This window comes from Luteolibacter sp. Populi, from assembly GCF_040801775.1.
Lineage (GTDB): Bacteria > Verrucomicrobiota > Verrucomicrobiia > Verrucomicrobiales > Akkermansiaceae > Haloferula.
On record NZ_CP161812.1, the window covers coordinates 521,320 to 543,474 of the forward strand.

At 62.4% G+C, this 22,155-nt stretch carries 18 protein-coding genes; 2 read left to right on the forward strand and 16 right to left on the reverse strand.

The window, feature by feature from the left end; all coding sequences use genetic code 11:
* Positions 1 to 70: 70 nt before the first annotated feature.
* The 3 genes from ABWK72_RS02050 to ABWK72_RS02060 form a co-directional block, all read right to left on the reverse strand.
* Positions 71 to 487, reverse strand: coding sequence for a TA system VapC family ribonuclease toxin (locus ABWK72_RS02050; protein WP_367875308.1), 417 nt, complete (start codon positions 485 to 487; stop codon positions 71 to 73).
* 391 nt (positions 488 to 878) lie between these two features.
* Entirely contained in the window at positions 879 to 1,085 is a 207-nt protein-coding gene (locus ABWK72_RS02055) for a hypothetical protein (RefSeq protein WP_367873116.1), read from the reverse strand.
* A gap of 61 nt (positions 1,086 to 1,146) precedes the next feature.
* Complete coding sequence (locus tag ABWK72_RS02060) at positions 1,147 to 2,550, reverse strand: MBL fold metallo-hydrolase RNA specificity domain-containing protein (RefSeq protein ID WP_367873117.1); 1,404 nt, start codon at positions 2,548 to 2,550, stop codon at positions 1,147 to 1,149.
* 153 nt (positions 2,551 to 2,703) lie between these two features.
* On the opposite strand from ABWK72_RS02060, the gene ABWK72_RS02065 reads away from it, so the two are divergent.
* Both ABWK72_RS02065 and ABWK72_RS02070 read left to right on the forward strand, forming a co-directional pair.
* Positions 2,704 to 5,790: a PSD1 and planctomycete cytochrome C domain-containing protein gene (locus tag ABWK72_RS02065; RefSeq protein ID WP_367873118.1), complete on the forward strand. Its 3,087-nt coding sequence runs from the start codon at positions 2,704 to 2,706 to the stop codon at positions 5,788 to 5,790.
* 5 nt (positions 5,791 to 5,795) lie between these two features.
* Positions 5,796 to 7,241, forward strand: a complete 1,446-nt coding sequence (locus ABWK72_RS02070) for a DUF1501 domain-containing protein (protein ID WP_367873119.1) — start codon at positions 5,796 to 5,798, stop codon at positions 7,239 to 7,241.
* Position 7,242: 1 nt separating this feature from the next.
* Here ABWK72_RS02070 and ABWK72_RS02075 read toward each other — a convergent pair whose 3' ends face one another.
* The 13 genes from ABWK72_RS02075 to ABWK72_RS02135 form a co-directional block, all read right to left on the reverse strand.
* Positions 7,243 to 8,562, reverse strand: a complete 1,320-nt coding sequence (locus ABWK72_RS02075; RefSeq protein WP_367873120.1) for a Fic family protein — start codon at positions 8,560 to 8,562, stop codon at positions 7,243 to 7,245.
* Between the two features lie 50 nt (positions 8,563 to 8,612).
* Positions 8,613 to 9,695, reverse strand: coding sequence for a GNAT family N-acetyltransferase (locus ABWK72_RS02080; protein ID WP_367873121.1), 1,083 nt, complete (start codon positions 9,693 to 9,695; stop codon positions 8,613 to 8,615).
* 50 nt (positions 9,696 to 9,745) lie between these two features.
* Positions 9,746 to 10,210: a hypothetical protein gene (locus ABWK72_RS02085; protein ID WP_367873122.1), complete on the reverse strand. Its 465-nt coding sequence runs from the start codon at positions 10,208 to 10,210 to the stop codon at positions 9,746 to 9,748.
* A 106-nt stretch (positions 10,211 to 10,316) separates the two neighbouring features.
* Positions 10,317 to 11,804, reverse strand: coding sequence for an NADH-quinone oxidoreductase subunit N (locus ABWK72_RS02090; protein WP_367873123.1), 1,488 nt, complete (start codon positions 11,802 to 11,804; stop codon positions 10,317 to 10,319).
* A gap of 60 nt (positions 11,805 to 11,864) precedes the next feature.
* Positions 11,865 to 13,379 (reverse strand): NuoM family protein, encoded by a 1,515-nt coding sequence (locus ABWK72_RS02095; RefSeq protein ID WP_367873124.1) that lies wholly within the window; start codon positions 13,377 to 13,379, stop codon positions 11,865 to 11,867.
* 21 nt (positions 13,380 to 13,400) lie between these two features.
* Positions 13,401 to 15,212: an NADH-quinone oxidoreductase subunit L gene (nuoL, locus tag ABWK72_RS02100; protein ID WP_367873125.1), complete on the reverse strand. Its 1,812-nt coding sequence runs from the start codon at positions 15,210 to 15,212 to the stop codon at positions 13,401 to 13,403.
* Between the two features lie 40 nt (positions 15,213 to 15,252).
* Positions 15,253 to 15,570, reverse strand: a complete 318-nt coding sequence (nuoK, locus tag ABWK72_RS02105) for an NADH-quinone oxidoreductase subunit NuoK (protein ID WP_367873126.1) — start codon at positions 15,568 to 15,570, stop codon at positions 15,253 to 15,255.
* Positions 15,571 to 15,575: 5 nt separating this feature from the next.
* Positions 15,576 to 16,133, reverse strand: a complete 558-nt coding sequence (locus tag ABWK72_RS02110) for an NADH-quinone oxidoreductase subunit J (RefSeq protein ID WP_367873127.1) — start codon at positions 16,131 to 16,133, stop codon at positions 15,576 to 15,578.
* Between the two features lie 3 nt (positions 16,134 to 16,136).
* Positions 16,137 to 16,703 (reverse strand): NADH-quinone oxidoreductase subunit I, encoded by a 567-nt coding sequence (locus ABWK72_RS02115; RefSeq protein ID WP_367873128.1) that lies wholly within the window; start codon positions 16,701 to 16,703, stop codon positions 16,137 to 16,139.
* Between the two features lie 35 nt (positions 16,704 to 16,738).
* Positions 16,739 to 18,013 carry an NADH-quinone oxidoreductase subunit H gene (locus ABWK72_RS02120; protein WP_367873129.1) on the reverse strand — a complete coding sequence of 425 codons (1,275 nt, stop codon included), beginning with the start codon at positions 18,011 to 18,013 and terminating at the stop codon, positions 16,739 to 16,741.
* Between the two features lie 18 nt (positions 18,014 to 18,031).
* Positions 18,032 to 19,501: a molybdopterin-dependent oxidoreductase gene (locus tag ABWK72_RS02125; protein ID WP_367873130.1), complete on the reverse strand. Its 1,470-nt coding sequence runs from the start codon at positions 19,499 to 19,501 to the stop codon at positions 18,032 to 18,034.
* Entirely contained in the window at positions 19,486 to 19,791 is a 306-nt protein-coding gene (locus tag ABWK72_RS02130) for a 2Fe-2S iron-sulfur cluster-binding protein (protein ID WP_367873131.1), read from the reverse strand. Before ABWK72_RS02130 ends, ABWK72_RS02125 begins: the two co-directional genes overlap by 16 nt.
* 114 nt (positions 19,792 to 19,905) lie before the next feature.
* Positions 19,906 to 22,155 carry a tetratricopeptide repeat protein gene (locus ABWK72_RS02135; RefSeq protein ID WP_367873132.1) on the reverse strand — a complete coding sequence of 750 codons (2,250 nt, stop codon included), beginning with the start codon at positions 22,153 to 22,155 and terminating at the stop codon, positions 19,906 to 19,908.

The window sequence follows — 22,155 nt, forward strand, 5'->3', positions numbered from 1 at the left end:
GACGGTGGCCGACGGGAGCGTCGTCTTTTCCCATACACGCATCGGGCGGGCGCGCCCCCGCGGCTTCGGCTCAGGGTGTCAGAAGGCGGAGCTTGAGGCCCCGGCTTTCGAATTTCCGAAAGTCACCATCGAGAGTCGCGAACGTGAGACCGTGTCGGATGGCAAAGGCGGCGAGGTAGGCATCCATCCAGACTTTGGCGGAAGCCGAGTCCAAAGCGGCGAGGTCGAACCAGAGGGATTGAATGCCTGCTGGTTCCTCCAAGAAAGCGATCTCCTGACGCCGGGAAAGCGATTCGTGGATTTGGAGTGCTTCGCGATTCGTCAGGCCCTCCGCGCCGTAGGCCTTGAGAATGACGGGCGTGGTGACGAGGCGGAGGAAGCTCTGCTGGGTGGCGCGGCAGAAAAAGGCAGGCTTTTCTGACGTCGCATCCGCATGGGTGGCGACGGCGCGGGAATGATGCGGGTGAGCCGAGAAGGTCAGAGCCAGTCAGACGCCGGAATCAAAGAGGGTGGCCAAGGCGCTGGAGATCCTCCTGGTGTAGGGTGGCTTGTTCGAGAGCAGTCAGCTCGGCAGCAGACATACGGAGCGCAGGAGCATCGGTTGAGCCGTGGACGACCGGGAGACCGCTAGGCTGGCTTTCAATGCGGGCCTTGCCCGAGGGTGGCGGGACTGAGGCTGGTGCCGCGAGACCACGGCGGAGTAGATCCGCAGCCAAATCCCTAAGCTTGCGACCTTCGTGAACAGCGCGGAGCTTGATCTCGCGCAGGAGCTCTGGAGGAAGATCGAAAGTCGCTTTCATGAGGGAAGTTTGCTGGTTTTCTGGTTTCCTGTCAAACGGCGAGGCGGGGGCGGTGAGAGGGCCGATCAGGATACTATTTTAGAGAAAAGAGATCGCGGCATGAATCTCCCCACAATCGGCTAATGCACTTTGCAGAATACCTCGCAGCCATTCGCGGCCCTCGGGATTGCGAAGGTGGTCGGAACAGTCGGCAACGATATCCGCGCTGTCAGGGCCGGTGGAGACCACATACGCCACATCCACCATGGCACTGGCGAAATAGTCGTCCACCTGGGCCGGATCCATGAGCCCGGACAATCTGATTTCGGGAGCACGATCCATGGCTTGGGCGACTCTGGTTAGAATCTCAGATTTCGACCGACTCCCCCAGCACCGCGACACCGATCGCGCCGTCGTGCTGCTCGGCCAGGGCGGCGCGCAGGGAGTTCGCGCGCTCCGGTTCGCCGTGGATCAGCCAGACGTTTTTCTTGGGGCCGGTGATGCGGTGGAACCAGTCTAACAGCTCGGAGTGATCGGCGTGGCCGGAGAAGGAATCGATGGCCTCGATGTGGGCGCGGACCTTGACCGGCTTGCCGAAGATATTGACCTCCGGGCGGCCATCGCGGATGGCGCGGCCGAGGGTGTGTTCCGCGCAGTAGCCGACGAAGAGGACGGTGTTCTTCGGATCGCCCAGGCCGTTCTTGAGGTGATGGCGGATGCGCCCGGCCTCGCACATGCCGGAGGCGGAGATGACGATGTATGGGCCGGGGACCTCGTTGAGCTTCTTCGAGTCCTCGACCGCGCGGATCAGGTGCAGGTCGGGGAATTGGAAGGGATCGCTTTCCTCGAAGAGGAACTTGTAGACGGTCTCATTGAAGCACTCCGGGTGGATGCGGAAGATCTCGGTGGCATTCACGGCCAGCGGGCTGTCCACATAAACCGGCACCGGCTGGACCTTGCCGGTGCGGAAGAGCTGGTGGATGATGTAGAGGATCGCCTGGGTGCGCTCGACGGCGAAGGCCGGGATCATGACCTTGCCGCGGCGGGCGAGGGCGGCATTGAGCATGTCGCCGAATTCATCGCTCGCACCGGTGGGCAGCTCATGCTCGCGGCCGCCGTAGGTGGACTCCATCAGCACGAAGTCGACATCGCGGACCACGGCGGGATCGCGGAGGATTTCATTGCCGCCGCGGCCGATATCGCCGGAGAAGAGGAAGCGCTTCTTCTTGTCGCCGTCTGCCTTGTCGATGACTTCTAACAGGACCTGCGCCGCCCCGAGGATGTGGCCGGCATCATAGAAGGTCACGGTGACGCCATCGGCGATCGGCATCGGGCGCTCGTAGTTGAGCGTGACGAATTGGCGGAGGCAGCGCTCGGCATCCTCGCGGACGTAGAGCGGCTTCACCGGCGGCAGGCCGTCCTTGGCGCGGTCCTTGTTGAGGTATTCCGTATCCTGCTCCTGGATGTGGGCACTGTCCGCGAGCATGATCTGGCAGAGATCGCGGGTGGCGAAGGTGGAGTAGATATTGCCGGTGAAGCCCTGCTTGCAGAGGTTCGGCAGATTGCCGCTGTGGTCGATGTGGGCGTGGGAGAGGACCACGACGTCGATCTCCTTCGGGTTGAAGTGCGGGAAGCAGCAGTTCACCTGGTAGCTGTCATCGCGGCGGCCCTGATAGAGTCCGCAATCGAGCAGGATGCGGGTGCCATTGATCTCCAGCAGGTGCTGGGAGCCGGTGGTGGTGCCGGCGGCACCGCAGAATTTGAGTTTCATGAAAAGTTGCCAAGGGTTCGTGGGCCTCGGTAGTCAAGGGCAGGGGATCAGGGGCCGCAAGGAGGGAAGTGCAGTCTGCAGCGCCCGCTTCCAGCTTGCGGGAACTATCGGATTCCCAAGGAAAGGATTGCAGACGAAAGTGACGTAAACCTGATGATGCGGAAACCCTTGTGTGTGCTGGTGAGCTTGATCGTGCCGATGGCGCGGGGAGAGGAGCGACTGTCTTACAATAAGGATGTGCGGCCCGTGCTTTCAAAGAATTGCTTCACTTGCCACGGGCCGGACGAGCATGCGCGGGAGGCGGAACTGCGGCTCGATTCCGCCGAGGGTGCGGCGCTGGGCGGGGAATCGGGCAAGCCGGCGATCGTGCCCGGGAAGCCGGAGGAATCGCCGTTGGTGGCGCGGATTTTCCACAAGAGCGCGAAGAAGCTGATGCCGCCGGCAGATAGCCATCGCGAGCTGTCGCTGGCGGAGCGGGACCTGCTGAAGCGCTGGATCGCGGAAGGGGCGGTGTACGAGGAGCACTGGGCCTTCAAGGCTCCGGTGAAGGTGCCGCTGCCGGAGGGGACGGATGCGAATCCGATCGACCGCTTCGTCGGGGCGAGGCTGGCCAAGGAGGGGCTGGCGTTTTCGGTGGAAGCGGACCGGGCGACCTTGTTGCGGCGGGCGAGCTTCGATCTAACAGGCCTGCCGCCGACGCCGGATGAGCTGGCGGCCTTCGAGGGCGATACCGCGCCGGGCGCCTACGAGCGGCAGGTGGATCGCCTCCTGGCATCGCCGCGCTACGGCGAGCAGCAGGCGGTGGCCTGGCTGGATGCGGCGCGCTATGCGGATACCAATGGCTACTCGATCGACGGTGGCCGCCACCAGTGGCTGTGGCGGGATTGGGTGATCAAGGCATTCAACGACAACAAGCGCTACGACACCTTTCTAACAGAACAACTGGCGGGTGATCTCCTGCCGGATGCGGACCCGCAGCAACAGGTGGCGAGCGGCTTCAACCGCAACAATGCGAACACCCACGAAGGCGGCACGATCGCGGAGGAGAACCTGGTCAACTACGTGGCCGACCGGGTGAAGACGAGCTCCGAGGTCTTCATGGGGCTGACGATGGCGTGCGCGCAGTGCCACGACCACAAGTTCGACCCGGTATCGCAGCGGGACTACTACCGCTTCTACGCCTTCTTCAATACCGTGGGCGATGCGGCGCACGATGGTGATGGCGGCAATAACTCGCGGCCATCGATCCAGGCGAAGAGTTGCCTGGCCACGGACACGGAGGCCGCGGCGATTCGTGCGGAGTTGGGGCAAGCGGAGGCCTCGCTGGCACAGCCGGATCCCGCAGGACTGGCGGCATGGGAAGCCGTGGAGCACGAGGATCTGACGAAGGCGGGCAAGGATTTCAAGCTGACGCCCTTGATAGCGGAATCGGCCACCTCGCCCAACGGGAATCCGGAGCGGATCAAGCTCGAGGAGGATGGCTCGGTTTCGATCGGCGGTGGCGACTATGCCGCTTACAACGTCATGTGCCGCTTGCCGCAGAATGGCCAGCCGGTGCAGGGCATCCGGGTCGAGTTCGTGCCGACCGAGGCGGCGAAGGGCAAGCTCGGCTTCTCCGGCGCGGGCGGCTTGGAGCAGAACCTCGTGCTGAGCACGATCACGACTTCGGCGAGTTCCTTCCCGGCGCTGAATGTCGACCTGAACGCGAGCCTGCCGATGGCGCGGATCTCCGCCAGCGCCTCGCAGGAGGGCTACGGCCCGGAGCGCGTGCGGGACACCACGCCCACCAATGGCTGGGCACCGCCGACGGGATCGACCACGCCGCAGCATCTCACGGTGACCTTCGGCCGTCCTGTCGATCCCGGCGTGACGCCTTATCTGACCACCGAGCTGATGTTCAATTTCGGCGCGAGCGCTTCACCGGCGCGCTTCCGGATCCATGCCTTCGGCGGCGCGGATGATGGCTCGCCGCATCCTGCGGAGATCACCGCGATCCTGAAGGCGGGCACGGCGCAACGGACGCCGGAACAGCTCGCGCAGATCGAGGGATACTATCGCGCCAAGTCTCCGGCGACGGCGGCATTGCGTTACCGCATCGCGAATCTGGAGGAACGTCTCGCGGTGCTGACGCAGGCGCATGCGGTGATGGTGATGAACACAGCGGAGAAGCCGCGGGTGACGCGGATCCTGGATCGCGGGGTTTATTCATCGCCGGGGGAGGTGGTGAAGCCGGGCACGCCGGGATCATTGCCGCCCTTGCCAGAGCCGGCGGACCGCGAGCTGAACCGCCTGGATCTCGCGCGCTGGTTGACGCAGCCGGATCATCCGCTGACCTCGCGGGTGGAGGCGAACCGGGTGTGGGAAGCGCTCTTCGGCAAGGGGATGGCTTCTTCGTCCGCGGACTTCGGCATGCAGTCGACGCTGCCAAGCCATCCCGAGTTGTTAGACTGGCTGGCCACGGACTTCATCGAGAAGGGCTGGGATGTGAAGGGCTTGGTCCGCGGGATTGTGACCTCGCGGACCTACCGGCAGAGCGCCGTGGCATCGCCGGAGCTGTTGAAGCGGGATCCGCGCAATGAACTGCTGGCCCGCGGGCCGCGCTTCCGCCTGAGCGGGGAGCAGATCCGCGATCAGGCGCTCTACCTTTCGGGCCTGATGGTCGAGCGCCTCGGCGGGCCGAGCGTGAAGCCCTATCAGCCCGGGGATTTGTGGCGGCAGATCTCGCACTATGGATCGAGCTCCGCGACCTCGCAGACCTTCGTCCAGGACCATGGCGAGAAGCTCTACCGGCGCTCCCTCTACACCTACTGGAAGCGCACGCTACCACCGGTGAATCTGGGCATCTTCGACGCACCGAATCGTGAAGTCTGCGCGATTGGACGGACCTCGACCAATACGCCGCTGCAGGCGCTGGTGACATTGAATGACCCGCAGTTCGTCGAGGCCGGGCGGGCGCTTGCGGTGCGTTTGGCAAAAGCCGGCGGCGATGACGAAGCCAAGCTGAAGGATGGCTTCCTGCGCGCGACCGGCCGCGCGCCGGTGGAACAGGAACTTGCTGTTTTGCGCGGCGCGCTGGAGCGCGAGCGCGGACGTTACCGTGCGGACCTTGCCGCCGCGAATGCCCTGCTGGCCATCGGCGAATCGCCGCGGGAGGCCACGCTCGACCCTGCGGAACATGCCGCCTGGACGCAGACTTGCGCGCTGCTGCTGAACCTTTCCGAAACCCTGACCCGCCCTTGATCGCGATGAAAGCACCACTCTTGTTAGATCGTCGCGCCTTTCTCGGTCGTTCCGCTGGCGGGATCGGCGGGATCGCGCTGCACACCTTGCTCGCGGAGGGCATGGCGATGGCGGCCCGAGGCGAGGAAGTGAGCCCGGAGATGTTCAAGGCGGTGGCCCCGAAGGCGAAGCGGGTGATCTTCCTGTTCCAGTCCGGCGGGCCCTCGCACATGGACCTCTTCGACGGCAAGGATGCGCTCGAGAAGCTGCACGGCACGAACCTGCCTGACTCCGTGCGCGCGGGCCAGCGCGTGACCGGCATGACCTCGGGCCAATCGAGCTTTCCGGTTCTGAAACCAATCGCTCCGGGCAAGCGCTGCGGTCCCGCGGGCGTGTGGATTTCCGACCTGCTGCCGTGGACGCAGAAGATCGCGGGAGAGATCTGCGTGATGCGCTCGATGCACACCGAGGCGATCAACCATGACCCCGCGATCACGCTGGCGAACACCGGATCGATGCAACTCGGCCACGCCTCCGCGGGTGCCTGGGTCAGCTATGGCTTGGGCAGCGAGAACAAGAATTTCCCGGCCTTCATGGTAATGATCTCGCAGGGCACGGGCAAGAACCCGGACCAACCGATCTTCTCGCGGCTCTGGGGCAGCGGCTACCTGCCCTCGCAGCATCAGGGCGTGATCCTGGGCGCGGGCAAGGAACCGGTGCTCTATCTCGATAATCCGCCGGGCATCAGCCGCGAACAGCGGCGCTCGACCTTGGACGACCTTGCGACGCTGAACACCCGCTTCGGCGAGCAGGCCGCGGATCCCGAAACCATGGCACGCATTCACGCCTACGAAATGGCCTTCCGCATGCAGGCCTCCGTGCCGGAATTGACCGATCTAACAGGCGAGTCCGCGGAGACCCTCGAACTCTACGGTCCGGAGGTCCGCAAGCCCGGCACCTACGCGGCGAATTGCCTGCTGGCGCGGCGCTTGGCGGAGCGCGGCGTGCGCTTCATCCAGCTCTTCCACCGCGGCTGGGACCAGCACGTCGCGATCACCCGGCAATTGCCGAACCAATGCCGGGACACCGATCAGCCCTCGGCCGCGCTGGTGATGGACCTGAAGCGTCGGGGCTTGTTGGACGACACGCTGGTGATCTGGGGCGGCGAGTTCGGGCGCACCGTCTATTCGCAGGGCCAGCTCGGGGGACCCTCCTCCGGCCGCGACCATCACGGACGCTGCTTCTCGCTTTGGCTCGCCGGTGCGGGGATCAAGCCCGGCCACGTGCACGGAGAGACGGACGACTTCTGCTGGAATATCACGAAGGATCCGGTGCACCTCCGCGACCTCCACGCAACGATGCTGGAGCGCCTCGGGATTGATCACAACAAGCTGGTATTTCCTTACCGCGGCTTGGATCAGAAGCTAACGGGCGTGGAAGCGGCGAAGGTGGTCGGGGAGATCCTGGCGTGAGCTACTCCCTCGGACTGGCCTTGCCACGAATGACTCCAAATATCTTGGCCAGTATGCGGGCGGTAATCTGATCGATTTCCTCGTTCAGGATTGGCTCGGTATAGGGTTTTGAAACGAGAACGTTTCCATCCTGAGTGATCGTGTACTTCCCTGGCGGGAAATGGATTCCGACGACAGAGGTGTGGTCAAACGGGGTCGAAGATTCACCCCTGTAACCGAGGAACCGGAAGCTCATCAGGATCTGTCCGCCCGGAATCTGAAACTCGATTTCTTGCCTTGAGACCCCTGCTCCAAACGCACGCGCTCCGCGTAGATTTTCGGTGACTACGTTGCACTTCGAAAAGAGGGGTTTCAAGCCGTCCAGCTTTCGCTCAAGTTCCGCGATGAAAGGATAGAAACTGGTCTCTGCCAACTGGCCTAGGACTTCACCCGTGGGCAAGCCGAGTTCCTTTTTTCTTGCTTGCTCGCCTCGGACGAAGAGCGCGACCTGTTTCTCCACGTCACTCGGCTCTTCGATGCTTTCACCCTTGGCGGCTTTGATTGCTAGCTTGAGGGATCGTTCAAGCTGCGTTCCAAGGAACTCCGACAAGGGGCCAAGATCCCCGGCATCGGCGAGCCGGAGGCTGGTCAGGTAGGAGTTCTTCTCACCGGTTGGAACGATGAGCGGCGGATAGCCTTCCCGAAGCAGGAGATAGTTCACCAGCATTCTGGAGACCCTGCCATTGCCATCGTCGAAGGGATGAATTAGAACGAAATCATGGTGAAGCTTGGCTGCAATCTGAAGGAGGTGCAGCGATCTTTCCCCCAGCGATGTAGCTAGCCATTCAACGACAGCTTGCATCCGGGCCGGGACATCGATCGGACGAGCATACTCGAAGAGTTCGCCCGTGGCGGTGATGACGCTATTGGGAAGAGTCTTGTACTCGCCAGGAAAAACCTTGGAGCGGGTGGGCTGGCCTTCTGTAGTCCGGGTTGGCTTCCAAAAAGGTTCTTTGAGGATGATCCGGTTCAAATCCCGGATGTCGGTCTCACCAATGAGACGGGCTCGATCCGCGGCAAGAAAACGGAGATGCTCGATGCCCATGTCGTGGGCCTTCATCTCCTCATATTCCCGGATTGAGTGATCTCCATGCGTCTGGCCATGAAGCAGCAGCAGGGCAGTCTCACCATATGTGAGAGTGTTTCCTTCGATGTGGTTCGAATGGTAATTCCATTCAAGCCGCAGCTTCTGCCACAAGCGCCGTTCATTTTCGAGTGCAAGCGGTTGGAGGGTGTCCCACTCGCTCTTGAGTCGGTCGATTGCTTCGAATGCCTTGCTCATGGGGACGGCGTTGGGGGCTTAATCAATCGATTCCGAGGCACTAATGCAAATCAGCTGAGATCTTTCTCAAACACCTTCGAATCCCGTCCGCTATCCTCGAGCAGCTTGCGCCGGTTCGCTGGTAGCACCGCGGCGTCGCGCAGGGTGTAGTGGACCCGGTGTTCGAAGAAATCCGCAGCGCGGGTGGTGAGCGCAAACAGCCGCGGTATGCTCTTCTGCCGGGCGATCTTCTCCGCATGATGGACAAGATCGACGCCATACCCCCGGCCCTCGTGATTGAGCTTCACGTAGAGGCAGGCCACTTCCGCGGTTTGTTCGGAGGGATACTCGTGCAGGGCCACGCAGCCGACAACGTTGTCGTCGATGGCCATGACGTAATACTCTTCCAGATGGGCTTCGATGTCCTCGTAGGTTCGGGCCAGCAGCTTGGTGCGTCGCACGGAGCGGCCGATCATGCCGAGCAGTTCGGGGATGTCCTCTTCCCGCAGCGGGCGGATCTCGCGGTAGCTGTCGGCGTGGACCATGGTGCCGACGCCTTCGTTCGAGAACAGTTCATCCACCAGCACGCCCTGGCGTCGACCGTTGAGGACATGCACACGCGGGACTCCGCGGCGGCAGGCTTCGGCAGCGGCGAGCAGGAGATGGTCGCCGGTCACCGTGCCGGAGCCCGCAAGCGCCTCGGCCTCGGAGGCGCGGACCGCAGGCACGGGCTCGCCATCGATGAGAATGGCTTCCTCTAACAGGGCGATCAGCTTCACCGCGCCGATGCCCAGGGTGAAATCCACCACCTTCGGATCGAGCGGGCTCTGGAAGGAAGCATCGGCCACCACGGTCTGACCACGTGCCAGGATCGCTTTCGCTTCCTCGATCGCTCCGGGCTCGCCAAGCGGGCGGGGGAGTCGTGCGGCCAGGATCTCGCACTCGAGGGTCCAGTCGTAGAGGTCCTTGATGTCGCCGCCAAGGACGCCGAGGATCAGCTTCACTCCGACATCCTCCATCGCGGCGAGATCGAGCAGCGTCTCGGCGATGGCCGGTTCAGGCAGCAAGCCTGCCTCGATCAGCACGACGAAGATCTTCCCGCGAAACCGCGGAACGTATTCCAGAACCGCCCTGACATCACCTTGATCGGCCACGGGGGATTTCTAGCAGAGGCGCGCGCGCGTGCAATGGCGGGGTGTGCCGCCTACACCGGATCGACGGAGGTCTCGCCCTGAGTCTTGCGTCGGATGAAGAGAAGCCCGGTGAAATTCAGGATCAGAGCGGCAAGCAGGCAGAGCAGTCCGGGGCCGGGACGGCTGCTTTCATTATCCCAACCGAAGGTCAAAAAGAAACCGATCCCGGCCAACGCCACGCCGGAACACATGGCAGCAACCCACCAGGAGACGCGGGACCTGCTCAGTATAGGCAGCAGGAAGGGTGCGGACAGGATCATCACCGTGGCAGCGAGAAGAGCCGAGACGATGATCATGGATTCGGAATCGAGATCAGGGTGCTTCAAGTAGAAAAGGATCCCGATCCATACGGTCCAGCCCCGCTCGACCTGACTAGGTTCGTGGAGCGGGTTCGCATAGGTCACCATCTTGAGGAGGTGAAACGCCACGAAAGCGATCGCCGCGGTGATGAGGATCGCCGTTGCGACGAGGTTCATCCACCGGGCACGACCATAGTCCATGGCGCAGAGCGCATCGGGAAGCGCAGGCTTAGGCAAGCGCATTGTGAAGAGCCACGGCCTCAATTGCTTCCTGGAAGCCTCCTTACTGCAGCAACATCCACACCGGCTCCGGCCAGACGCCGATGACGATCACGGCGACGGTCAGGCCGACCACGCAGTAGCGTGTGATCTGCGGCAGCACCAGCGGCTTGGCGTCGGCCTTGGGCGCTTCCCACCAGACGGCGCGGATGATCTTGAAGTAATAGTAGAACCCGGCGGCGGCTCCGATTGCCGCCAGCACGATGCCCCACCAGAGACCAGCTTGGGCGGCGAGGTAGAAGACGAGGAACTTGCCGATGAAGCCCGCGGTAAGCGGCACGCCGGCGAGGGCAGCCATGATCACGGTGAGGCCGAGGGCCAGCACCGGGTTGCGCTTGCCGAGGCCGTTGAAGGCATCGATCTCCTCGCTGCCGTCCTGGATGCGGATCTGGGCGAGGATGAAGAAGCTCGCCAAGGTCATGAGCAGATAAGTGGCGAGGTAAAACGAGACCGTGTTTGCAGAACTGAGGAACGCGGCACTCGTCTCGCTCCACGCGGCGAGCGCGAGGACGAGGAACCCGGCGTGGGCAATCGACGAGTAAGCCAGCAGGCGCTTGAAGTTCGTCTGGGCGATGGCCGCGAGATTTCCGTAGATCAGGGTGGCCCCGGCCATGATCGCAAGCATCAGCGTGACCTTGGCCGCCACCGGTGAATCGGGCTGCATGAAGGGCGTGAGGAAGCGGATCAGCAGGATGAAGCCCGCTGCCTTCGAGCCGACCGAAAGGAAGGCGGTGGTCGGGGTGGGAGCGCCTTGATAGACATCCGGGATCCAGACCTGCATCGGCACGGCACCGATCTTGAAGCCGAGCGCGATCAGGATGAGCGCGATCCCGAAGAGCAGCGAGGGCTGTGAAACCGCGCCATGGCCAAGGGGCACGAGCCGCGCCCCGATCTCGGCCAGGTTCATCGTGCCGGTCGCGCCGTAAATCCAGGCGATGCCGTAGACCAGGAAGCCGGTGCTGAGCGCGCCGAGGATCAGGTACTTCACCCCGGCTTCCAGCGAGCCGACATTGCGGCGCAGATAGGAGACCAGGATGTAGAAGGTGATGGTGACCAGTTCGAGCGCGACGAAGGCTCCGGCGAGGTCCTTGGCGGAGGCCATCCACATCATCCCGGCGCAGGCGAAGACCGGCAGCGCGTAGTATTCGCCGGTGCCCTTCTCGGTCCCGGGCTCATCGGTGAAGCGCGCGAGGATCGAGCGGAAGTCCACCGACATCAGCACGACGAAGATGGTGCAGACGAGAGCGAAGCCTTTGTAGAAGCGTGCGAGCGAATCGTACTGGTAGAAGTTCCACAGTTCCCACTTTGCCCAAGCCGCCGCTGGCTTGGCATCGGGCCCGATGGCGAAGAAGGACAGGATCAGGATGAAAGCGAGGCCTGCCGCGGCCGAGATGCCGACGATCTTCTTCGAGGCGAGCGGGACGAATGCCTCCAGCATCAGCAGGGCAATGCCGAGCGTGACGGTCAGGGCTTCGAGGTAGTAGGCGGGCATATGCAGGAAATGACTAATGACTAAGCACTAATTTCTAAACGAAGTGTTTGGAAGTAGAGGTCACTTGAGGAGATTCAGAAGCAGGTTCGGGAAGAGGCCGACGGCGAGCAAGGCAATCGCCAGCAGCAGGGCCGGGATGCGGTCGGCGAAGGTGAGGTCGGGCGTATCGACGGTGGCCTTCACGGGCGCGCCTTGGAAAATATTGCGATAGGCGCGGAGCATGTAGATCGCGCTGATCACCACCCCCCAGATCGCCAGGATGCAGGCGATCTGCACCGGGCCGAGGCCCTTGGCGGGATTGTAGTTTTGGAAGGAGGCGAGGAAGACGAGGACCTCACCCGCGAAGTTGGCAAGCCCGGGAAGACCGATCGAAGCCATGCCCACCAACCCGAAAAGGAATGCCAAGCTTGGAGCGGATTTGGCGAGGCCGCCGAGGTCGCTGAGCTCCAGCGTGCCGGTGCCGCGCTCAATCTTGTCCGCCAGGCCGAAGAGCATCGCGATCGAAATGCCGTGCGCAAACATCAGCAGCACCGCGGCAGGTTGGGCGAGGGTGTTCAGGAACTCGCCCTTCGCATAGACCGGGACGCCATGGCTATTGGCCGCGACGAAGCCGGCGGCTTCATTCCCCGTGTAGCTGGCGGCCAGCGCGGCGATGGCCAGGAAGATGTAGCCCATGTGCATGACCGACGAATTGCCGAGCATGAGGTCGAGGCGCTTCTGGTTCACGGTCACCAGACCGACCCACAGGATATTTCCGAGCAGCAGGACCAGCAGCGGAACGAGCCAGGCATTCATGCCTTCCGGCACCATCGGAATCGCGAGGCGGAGCAAGCCATAGAGGCCGAACTTCTTCAGCACGCCGGCATGCAGCATCGAAGTCGGGGCCGGGGCGCTGGCGTACGCCGGGGCCGCCCAGGAGTGGAAGGGGAAGAGCGAGACGAGAATCCCGAAGCCCAGGATCAGCAGGGCGGCGATCCCGCACTGCGAATCGTAATCGATCACCAGCGAGCCTTCACGGGCGGCGCGGACCATCGTCGGGATATCGAAGGTTCCCGCGAGGCCGGCCAGCCAGACAAGACCGGCCAGCAGGATGAGCGAGCCGAAACCAAGATAAATGGTGATCTTCCAAGCAGCGTCCTTGCGATCGCCGCGACCGAGGATGCCGATCATCAGGAAGGTCGGGATCAGCGCCAGTTCGTGGAAGGCGTAGAAGAAGAACAGGTCGGTGGAGGCAAAGGCACCGATCGCACCGGCCGAGATCAAAAGGGAGGAGCCGTAGTAGAGCTTTTCGCGGCCCTCCGGGGCCTTGCCGGTCAGCAAGGCGGCGACCGTCACGATCACCGAGAGCAGCACCAGGATCGCGCTCATGCCATCGAGGCCGAAGGCGAGGTTGAGCGATGGCTTGGTCAGCACCGGAATGGAAACCGACCACATGGCGGCCTTCCACGTGAATGCGGCCCACAGGCCGAGCACGAGATTGGCCACGCCCGCGGCCACGGCGGTCTTGCGGGCGGGTGCGCCGCCGAGGATCGCGAGGAAGGCGGCGAGCGGGAGAATGACTAGCAGGAGAAGCATGGATGGTTGCTAGTGTCGGTGTTAGAACGCGGTGAAGTAGATGACGAGGATCACGCCGATCCCGAAGACGAAGGCGTAGCCCTGCAGGTTCCCGGACTGCACCCGGCGGAAGAGACCGCCGACGCTTTCGGCAATCCGGCTGGAGCCTCCGACGATCAGGCCGTTGATCAGGAACTCATCGAAGAAATGGACGACCGCCGCGAAGCCGTTCTGGAAGTAGCGGACGATGAAGTTGTCGTAGATCGCATCGATGTAGAAGCGCTCGCGGAACAGCGGGACCGAGATCGGATCCTTCTCCTTGCCGTTGTAGAGGATGAAGCCGGCGAGCAGGCCGAGGATCAGCGAGCCAATGGAGGCACCGAGAATGATCGAATGACCTTCGTGATGGCCGTGGGCGTGGACGCGTGGATCGATGGCATTCAGCGGCCCGGTCAACCAAGCCGATCCGATCGCAAGCGCGGCGAGGACAATCAACGGCACGAACATCAGCGGGCCGACTTCATGGGCATGGCTGGCGTCTTCAGAACGGGACTTGCCAAGGAAGGCGACCACAAAGGCCCGGGTCATGTAGAAGGTTGTCAGGAACGCGACAAAGACGGCGATCCAGAACAGGACCTTGTTCTCCTCAAAGGCGGCAGCGAGGATCTCTTCCTTCGAGTAGAAGCCCGAGGTCACGAAGGGCACGGCGATCAGCGCGGCGGTACCGAGCGCAAAGGTGATGCCGGTGATCGGCATCTTTTTGAGCAGCCCGCCCATCTTCCAGATGTCCTGTTGGTGGTGGCAGGCGTAGATGACCGCGCCGGAGCCAAGGAAGAGCAGCGCCTTGAACCACGCGTGGGTGAAGAGGTGGAACATGCCCGCTTGGCCATGTAGCAGGCCGACCGCCATCACCATGTAGCCGAGTTGGGAAAGCGTGGAGTAGGCCAGGATCCGCTTGATGTCGTTCTGCTGGGTCGCCATCAGCGCGGCGCACAGCGAGGTAATCCCGCCGATCCAGGCGATGGTGTGGCCTGCGAAGTTGTCGAAGGCCGCTTCACCGATGGAAAGCTGCACCCGGAAGAGCATGTAAACGCCCGCAGCCACCATCGTCGCAGCGTGGATCAGCGCGGACACCGGAGTCGGGCCTTCCATCGCATCCGGCAGCCAGACATGCAGCGGCATCTGTGCGGACTTCCCGACCGCACCGCAGAAAATGCAGAGGATCGCAGCCCCGATAACCCCGGTAGATACGCCGGACAGACCGCCTGCGACCTTCCACTGCTCCATGCCGTCGAAGCTGAGGCTGCCGGTGATGCCCCACAGCATCAGGATCCCGATCATGAAGCCGAAGTCGCCGATGCGGTTCGTGATGAAAGCCTTCTTGGCCGCGTCCGCCGCGGAATCCTTCTGATACCAGTGACCGATCAGCAGGTAGGAGCTGAGGCCGACCAGCTCCCAGAACATGAAGGTCATGATGAAATTCGAGGCCAGCACGATGCCGGTCATCGAAAACATGAAGAGCGAGAGGCAGGTGAAGTAGCGCGCCTTCGCACTATCGTCCGCCATGTAGGCCAGCGAGAAGATGTGCACCAGCAGGCCGACGCCCGTGACCACTACCATCATGCCGGTGGAAAGCTGGTCGAGCTTGATGCCGATCTGGATCGAGAAGTCGCCGATGGTCGCCCACGACACGGGATCCGGCGAAGCGTTCTTGCCCAGCAAAAGGAGCGAGATCAGGAAGGTCGCCGCGACCGAGCCGACGGATACCAGCGAAGCGATGTAAGCGTTCCGCTTCAGGTAAAGCTGGTTCGCCGCCGCGGCGATCAGGGGCAGGAACAGGAGGAGCCAGGCCATTCGTTGAATGAAAATTGAAAATTGAAGAATGAAAAACGGCCTAGCCCCGCATGCTCGTCAGGTCTTCAGTATTGATCGTCTGCCGCGCCCGGTAGAGGGCGACGATGATCGCGAGACCCACCGCGACCTCGGCAGCGGCGACGGTGATGACGAAGAAGACCATCATCTGGCCGTGGTAATCCGGCAGGCCGTTGGAACCATTGAAGCGGGAAAAGGCCACCAGCGTGAGGTTCGCGGCGCTAAGCATCAGCTCCAGGCACATGAAGACCACGATGATATTCCGCCGCAGGATCACCCCGGAAAGCCCGATGGCGAAAAGCAGGCCGGAAACGAGAAGGTAGTAATGAAGGGATGCCATGGGAATCAGGCTTCTTGGCGCTTGGAAAGGACGACGACACCGATGGTGGCGACCAGCAGTAGCACGCCGACAATTTGCAGCGGCAGGTTATACCCCCTGAACAAAATATCACCGATCAGGTTCACGTCCGGCAGATGGCCGGCGGCGAGCTTGGCCGAGATCCCGGGGCTCGATTGGGCATGGGCGGCGGCACCAGCGGCCAGATCAAGAGGCTTCCACTCCGCATCCGGCGTCTTCGACAGGATGCCGATGATCTGGATGGTGAAGCCAAGCACGATGCCAAGCCCACCAAGCAGCGGCGCGAGCTTCGGGGCCCGCTTCTGCTCCACCTGCAGGTCGAGCAGCATGATGATGAAGATGAACAACACCATGATCGCGCCCGCATAAACCAGGATCTGGATGATCCCGACGAAGAAGGCATTCAGGCCGATGAAGAGACCGGCAAGCCCGACGAACGAAGCCACCATCGACAGCGCCGAAGCGACCGGATTGCGCAACGACACCACCGCCACGCCGCCGAGCAGCATCACCAGTGCAAAAAACCAGAAAAGGGGAAGGGGCATGGCTTATTTCAACTCGTTCCACTTGTTCACGAGGCCCACACGGACTCCCCCGATCTCATACAGCTTCTCCTTGTCGTGCATCATGTCGGCCCGCTTCAGGCCGGTGATGGCGTAGTCCTTGCGCAGGAAAATCGCCTGCTCCGGGCAGACTTCCTCGCACATGCCGCAGTAGATGCAGCGGATCATGTCGATATCGAATTCCAGCGGCCGCTTCTCGACCTTCGCCCATGGATCATCGGACGGGATCTCGCTCGGCGTGATCCGGATCGCCTTCGGCGGGCAGATGAATTCGCAGAGCTGGCAGGACACGCAGCGCTCGCGGCCCTGCTCGTCGGTCACCAGCGCGGGCGCGCCGCGGTAGTATTCGGGCAGATGCTCGTCCCACTTCTGCTCGGGATACTGCATCGTCACCCCGAGACCGGAGGACTCCATGTCCTTGGCTCCGCGGCTCTTATTCCGCAGCGAGGCGATGGCGTGCTTCATCGTGATGATGAAGCCCTTGAAGATCGCACCGAGGTACATTTTCTCCCCGGCAGCAAGCTTCGGGCGGGTGACTTTGACGACGGCCATTATGGTGAAAATTGCGAGTGTCTAAGCACGGATGCCTAAATCGAAAGGATTGGAGCTTTCTTGTCCGAGACCTTGAGGACCCAGACCAACGCGGCGGTGACGACCACCAGCAGGACCAGACCGATGATGGTGGCCATGGCACCGAACTGTGGCGCGGCGATCACGAGCGCGGCCAGGAAGACATTGATGAGGGCGGCTTCAAAGAAGATCACCCAGCCGAGGCGCATGAGCTGGTCGTAGCGGAAGCGCGGCACTGTCCAGCGCACCAGGATGAAGAACAGGATGAACGCCACCACCTTGGTCATGAAAATCGCCAGGTGGACCAGCCCGCCGAAGCCGAAGCTGCCGATCTTGAGCCCGCTGATCCACTCGTCCGCACCGAATCCCAGCGACCAACCGCCGAGGAACAAGGTCACCACCAGCGAGGAACCGATCACCATCGCCGCATATTCGCCCATGAAGAACATCGCGAACTTCATCGAGGAATATTCCGTGTGGTACCCGCCCACGAGTTCGGTTTCGCATTCCGGCAGGTCGAAGGGCATGCGGTTCGTCTCTGCGAAGACCGAGGTCGTGAAGATCACGAAGGCAATCACCGCCGGGATCCAGAACAGCCACTGACCGGCGCAGTGATCCCAGTAGGTCTGCGAAAGGATCGTGCCGTGTTCATTCCACAGCGGCAGCAGCAGCCAACCGTTCTTGGCCTGCTCCTCCACGATGTTGGAGAGATTGAGATCGCCGTAATAGAGCAGGACCGGCACCACCGAGAGACCGAGCGCGATCTCATAAGAGATCATCTGTGCCGTCGAACGCACCCCGCCGATGAGCGGGAATTTCGAGTTCGAGGACCACCCGGCGAGGGTGATGCCATAGACCGCGAGCGAGGAGATCGCGAAGACGAAGAGCGGCCCCACATCCAGATCGGCGATCACCAGCTTGTGCGCCTGCCCGTTCACGAAGATGTCCGAGCCGAAGGGCACCACGCAGACCGTGACCAGCGCGGGCACCACCGTGAGCGCCGGAGCCAGCCAGTAGAAGGCCGTCCGCACATGCGCCGGTGTAAAGTCCTCCTTCAGGAATAGCTTCACGCCGTCCGCCATTGGCTGGATCAGGCCGAAGAAGGAGAAGTCCTTTTTCGCGCCGAACAAGGTGAACGGCATCCCCACGCGGTTCGGACCCACGCGGTCCTGGATGATCGCGGAGAAACGGCGCTCGAAGTAAACCGAGATGGGCACCAGCGGCAGCACGACCACGAAGGTCAGGACGATGACCTTAACCAGAATGATCAGGAGTGTAACAAGGAGGTCCATGAAAGCGGGGAACCGGGATTAGCCATTGATCAATCCAGCCGCCTTGCGGGCGCGCTCGTTTTCCAGCAGCGGGATCTTCACGCCGGTATCCAGCACCGGCTTCCCGAGATCGCCGATCTTGGAAAGGCTCAGGCCGTTGAACTCGGCGACACCCTCCGCCATCGACTTGAAGACATCCTCGATCATCGCCGGGCCGGAAGTCGGGGAGGCACCCTGAAGGGCCGCCACCAGGTCGCGGAGAATTTCCCAATCATCGTGGGCATCGACCGGCGGTTCGACGGCGCGGTTCAGGCGCTGCAGGCGGCCGGTGACGTTCACCATCGAGCCGCGCTTCTCGGCGAAGGCAGCTCCAGGGAGCAGCACGTGCGAGGCATCCGCCGTCGGACCGGCCAGAAGTTGGATCGAGGCGATGAAAGCCGGCTTGGCCAAATCCTCCTTGCTGAAACCGGCCTCGGCGGTCAGTTCCTCGCCGAAGACGAGCAGCGCTTTGATTGAGCCATTCTGCACACCCGCACGGATATCCGCCAGCGGAGCGCCAGGATCCTGCGTGCCCCACACCAGCTTCGCGCCGGTCGTGTTCGGATTGCGGTCGGCGGAGACCAGGATGCCGTCCGCCTCGCCGGAGCGGGGCACCACGGTGAAAGCCCCGGTCCCAAGCTCGGTCGCCAGCGCACGCGCCATGAAGAGTTCCTCATTGGTCATCCGGGCCGACGCGATGATCGCGATCTCACCCGGTGCGAAGACCTTGAGATCCTTGGCCGCCGCGGCCAGCGCGTCCTTCCAAGGCACCGGCATGTGGATGCCATCGGCCTTGATCATCGGCTCGACCAAGCGCGCCGCGCTGTCGATGTAGTGGAAATTCAGGCGGTGCGAATCCGGCATCCAGGTCGAGTTGACCTCATCGTTCTGGCGCGGGGTAATCCGGTGCAGCTTGTTGCCGCGGGCCCAGATCGTGATGTTCGAGCCCGTCCCGCAATTCACGTCGATGCTCTTGGTCTCCTTCAGGAACCAAACCCGCATCTGGAAGCGGAAGTCATTCGAGGTCAATGCGCCCACCGGGCAAATATCGACCGTATTGAGAGAGTAATTCGAGTCCAGCTTCTGGCCCGGATGGACCGTCAGCGTGGTGTGCGTCCCGCGCTGGGTGAAGCCCAGCACCGGATCGTCCGCCACCTCGTCCATGAAGCGGATGCAGCGGCTGCACATGATGCAGCGCTCGTCGTCCAGCCGGACCCGCGGACCGATGTCCACGTTCTTCGGCTTCTTGACCTTCATGTCCACGAAGCGCGAGCCGCCGCGGCCGTGTTCCACGGAAAACTCCTGCAGGCGGCACTCGCCGGCCTGGTCGCAGATCGGGCAATCCAGCGGGTGATTGATGAGCAGGAACTCCATCACGCCCTCGCGGCACTTCGTGACGATCTCACCGGTGGTGCGGATCCCCATGTTCTCCGAAACCGTGTTCGCACAGGCGATCACCGGGCGGGGCATCCAGCCGATCGGCAGGTAGCCCGTCTCGTCATAGCTCGGATCCTGGCCGGGAGCAGGGCGGGGGGCATCCCCATCTGCACCAGGCACATCCGGCAATTCCCGGGCGCGGAAAGCTTCGGGTGGTAGCAGTAATGCGGCACCTCGTTCTGGGCCAGCTTGCAGGCCTCGATCATCCGCATTCCCTTTGGAACCTGCAGCCAGACGCCATCGATCTGCACGTTGACCATGCCATTCTCGGCGGCGAGATCCTTGGGAAGCTTGGCTTCGGCGGTGGCGGCGGTTTCGCTCATGGGGCGTGAAAGTCCACGGGGCAAACCCCGCGGCGGGGAGACTATGAAAAACCGTCCCGAATGCCGCAAGCGCACTTTGTGAAAAATTTCACAAAGTCGGTAGGATGTGAGGGTTCACTCTCCGTCCAAGGCGGAGGAAGCGTCGATTTTAGCCATCAAACCTTGGAGATTGTTGGATACTAGCAGTGCGTCCGGATGCTCCGGACCCAAACTGTTGTGTACAACACGCAGCGCTTCGCGCATCAGGGGTTCGGCCTCGGTGAGCCGGTTGGTCTCTTGGAGCAGCAACGACAGGTTGTTGAGGTCTTTGGAAATCGTGGCGTTTTCGTCGCCGAATGCGGCGCGGTCGATGCACAGGGCTTCGCGCATCAGGGGTTCAGCTTCAGCGAGACGGTTGGTGGCTTTGAGCAAAGAAGCTAAATTGTTGAGGTCAGTCGCAACCGTCGGATGGCCATCGCCGAAGGCGGCACGGTCAATGCGCAAGGTGTCGCGCATCAGAGGTTCGGCCTCGGCGAGCCGGTTGGTGGCTTTAAGCAATTGCGCCAGGTTGTTGAGGTCGGTTGCAACGTCAGGATGGTCGTCGCCGAAGGCGTCGCGGTCTATGCGCAGCGCGTCGCGCATCAGGGGTTCGGCCTCGGCGAGCCGGTTGGTGGCCTGAAGCAATTGCGCTAGGTTGTTGAGACGGACTGCAACCTTGGGATGGTGGTCGCCGAAGGCGGCACGGTCAATGCGCAGCGCGTCGCGCATCAGGGGTTCGGCCTCGGCGAGCCGGTTGGTGGCTTTAAGCAAGGACGCGAGGTTGTTGAGGTCGGTTGCGACTTCCGGATGGTCGTCGCCGAAAGCAGCGCGGTCGATACGCAGCGCGTCGCGCATCAGGGGTTCGGCCTCGGCGAGTCGGTTGGTGGCTTTAAGCAATTGCGCCAGGTTATTGAGGTCAGTTGCGACTTCCGGATGGTCGTCGCCGAAAGCAGCGCGGTCGATACGCAGCGCGTTGCGCATCAGGGGTTCGGCCTCGGCGAGCCGGTTGGTGGCTTTGAGCAAGGACGCAAGGTTGTTGAGGGCGGTCGCTACCTTGGGATGGTCGTCGCCCAAGGCGGCGCTTTCGATGCGCAGCACGTCGCGCATCAAGGGTTCAGCCTCGGTGAGCCGGTTGGTGGCTTGGAGCAATTGCGCCAGGTTATTTTCGAGCGTGGCGAGCAGAGATGTCGCTTCAAGAAGGCTGTTCTCGGTCATGGCTAGCGCCTTACGAAAAAGCGATTCGGCGACTGCATACTGTGCCCTAGTGAGATAAAGATTTCCCGCCAGATTCAATAACCCCGCGGCCTCATTCGATTTTCCAAACGCTTCCGCACTCGCTGCGAGGTGAGTCGCGTGAACTGCTCCGGGAATCCACCGCGGCCAATTCGCCGGATTTGCCGGATTCCCAATATCTGCCCCCTCAAACATGTCCAGTGCACGCTCCAAGGCCCGGGTAAGTTGATCACCATTTCCAAAGCGTGCCAAAGTCGCCGCGGCGATCTGCGGTTGGAGTCGAAACCATAGGCCATCGGAACTGCATTCCAACAGCCCCCTGTCAACTAGCGCACGCAGGCTCTCCAAGAGGTCCGCATCTTCCGGCAGAGAGGGATGCGCAGCGACCAACCAAGCGGGGATTGGAGCGGAAACATCCAACCAAGTGAGGGACTGCAAAAGCACAAGCAGGGGTGCTGGCAAGCGGTCTAACATGCCCTCGATATTCTCTGGTGGAACGGAATCTTCCCCAAAGTCAGGCGGCGTATATCCGGCCTCGGATAGAACGGCGGCGTTCCCTGATTCCCCGACGAACGGGACTTCCTCTGGAACCCTCGGACGCACGTCCTCTCTCGTTAGATCGAAGACTCCCGAACGCACGCTGAACCAGTCCGGCGCATGACTCCGGAAACTTTGGAACATCCACGGCGGTCCCGCAAAGATCAGCGGCACCGAGATCTCCCCGAGCAAGCGGTTGCGATGCGGATTGAGCGCGGCAAAGGCGCGATCCCAAGCAGCCTGGGCCGCCGGAAGTGCCCATTCAATCACCTCCGCCGGTAATTCGATCCAGAGCAGGCCGGGTGCGGGTAAGGTCGAAGCATTGTCGAAGCAATGGACGAGTTCCGCGGGATCATTGGGAATGTCCGGCTCCAAGTTGCGGATCGGCCGGCGGCTTTCCGGCAGGGCTAGGCTGAGGGCTTGCCGACAAGCTTTGGCACCGGTGGCATCGGGAGTAATGAGGAAAAGGAGGTCCGCTCCGCGAGTAAGGGCCAGGTGGCCCAAAAGAGCCTTCCATGCGGGCAAGGCGGTAAGCCGTGCCTCGAGGGGATCCGGTCGCGTTTCGGGAATGGCCAC

Coding starts and splice junctions, on each gene's coding strand:
- ABWK72_RS02055 (WP_367873116.1), bottom strand. CDS start 1,085: ATGGATCCGGCCCAGGTGGACGACTATTTCGCCAGTGCCATGGTGGAT.
- ABWK72_RS02060 (WP_367873117.1), bottom strand. CDS start 2,550: ATGAAACTCAAATTCTGCGGTGCCGCCGGCACCACCACCGGCTCCCAG.
- ABWK72_RS02065 (WP_367873118.1), top strand. CDS start 2,704: ATGATGCGGAAACCCTTGTGTGTGCTGGTGAGCTTGATCGTGCCGATG.
- ABWK72_RS02070 (WP_367873119.1), top strand. CDS start 5,796: ATGAAAGCACCACTCTTGTTAGATCGTCGCGCCTTTCTCGGTCGTTCC.
- ABWK72_RS02075 (WP_367873120.1), bottom strand. CDS start 8,562: ATGAGCAAGGCATTCGAAGCAATCGACCGACTCAAGAGCGAGTGGGAC.
- ABWK72_RS02085 (WP_367873122.1), bottom strand. CDS start 10,210: ATGAACCTCGTCGCAACGGCGATCCTCATCACCGCGGCGATCGCTTTC.
- ABWK72_RS02090 (WP_367873123.1), bottom strand. CDS start 11,804: ATGCCCGCCTACTACCTCGAAGCCCTGACCGTCACGCTCGGCATTGCC.
- ABWK72_RS02095 (WP_367873124.1), bottom strand. CDS start 13,379: ATGCTTCTCCTGCTAGTCATTCTCCCGCTCGCCGCCTTCCTCGCGATC.
- nuoL (WP_367873125.1), bottom strand. CDS start 15,212: ATGGCCTGGCTCCTCCTGTTCCTGCCCCTGATCGCCGCGGCGGCGAAC.
- nuoK (WP_367873126.1), bottom strand. CDS start 15,570: ATGGCATCCCTTCATTACTACCTTCTCGTTTCCGGCCTGCTTTTCGCC.
- ABWK72_RS02110 (WP_367873127.1), bottom strand. CDS start 16,133: ATGCCCCTTCCCCTTTTCTGGTTTTTTGCACTGGTGATGCTGCTCGGC.
- ABWK72_RS02115 (WP_367873128.1), bottom strand. CDS start 16,703: ATGGCCGTCGTCAAAGTCACCCGCCCGAAGCTTGCTGCCGGGGAGAAA.
- ABWK72_RS02120 (WP_367873129.1), bottom strand. CDS start 18,013: ATGGACCTCCTTGTTACACTCCTGATCATTCTGGTTAAGGTCATCGTC.
- ABWK72_RS02125 (WP_367873130.1), bottom strand. CDS start 19,501: ATGCCCCGCCCGGTGATCGCCTGTGCGAACACGGTTTCGGAGAACATG.
- ABWK72_RS02130 (WP_367873131.1), bottom strand. CDS start 19,791: ATGAGCGAAACCGCCGCCACCGCCGAAGCCAAGCTTCCCAAGGATCTC.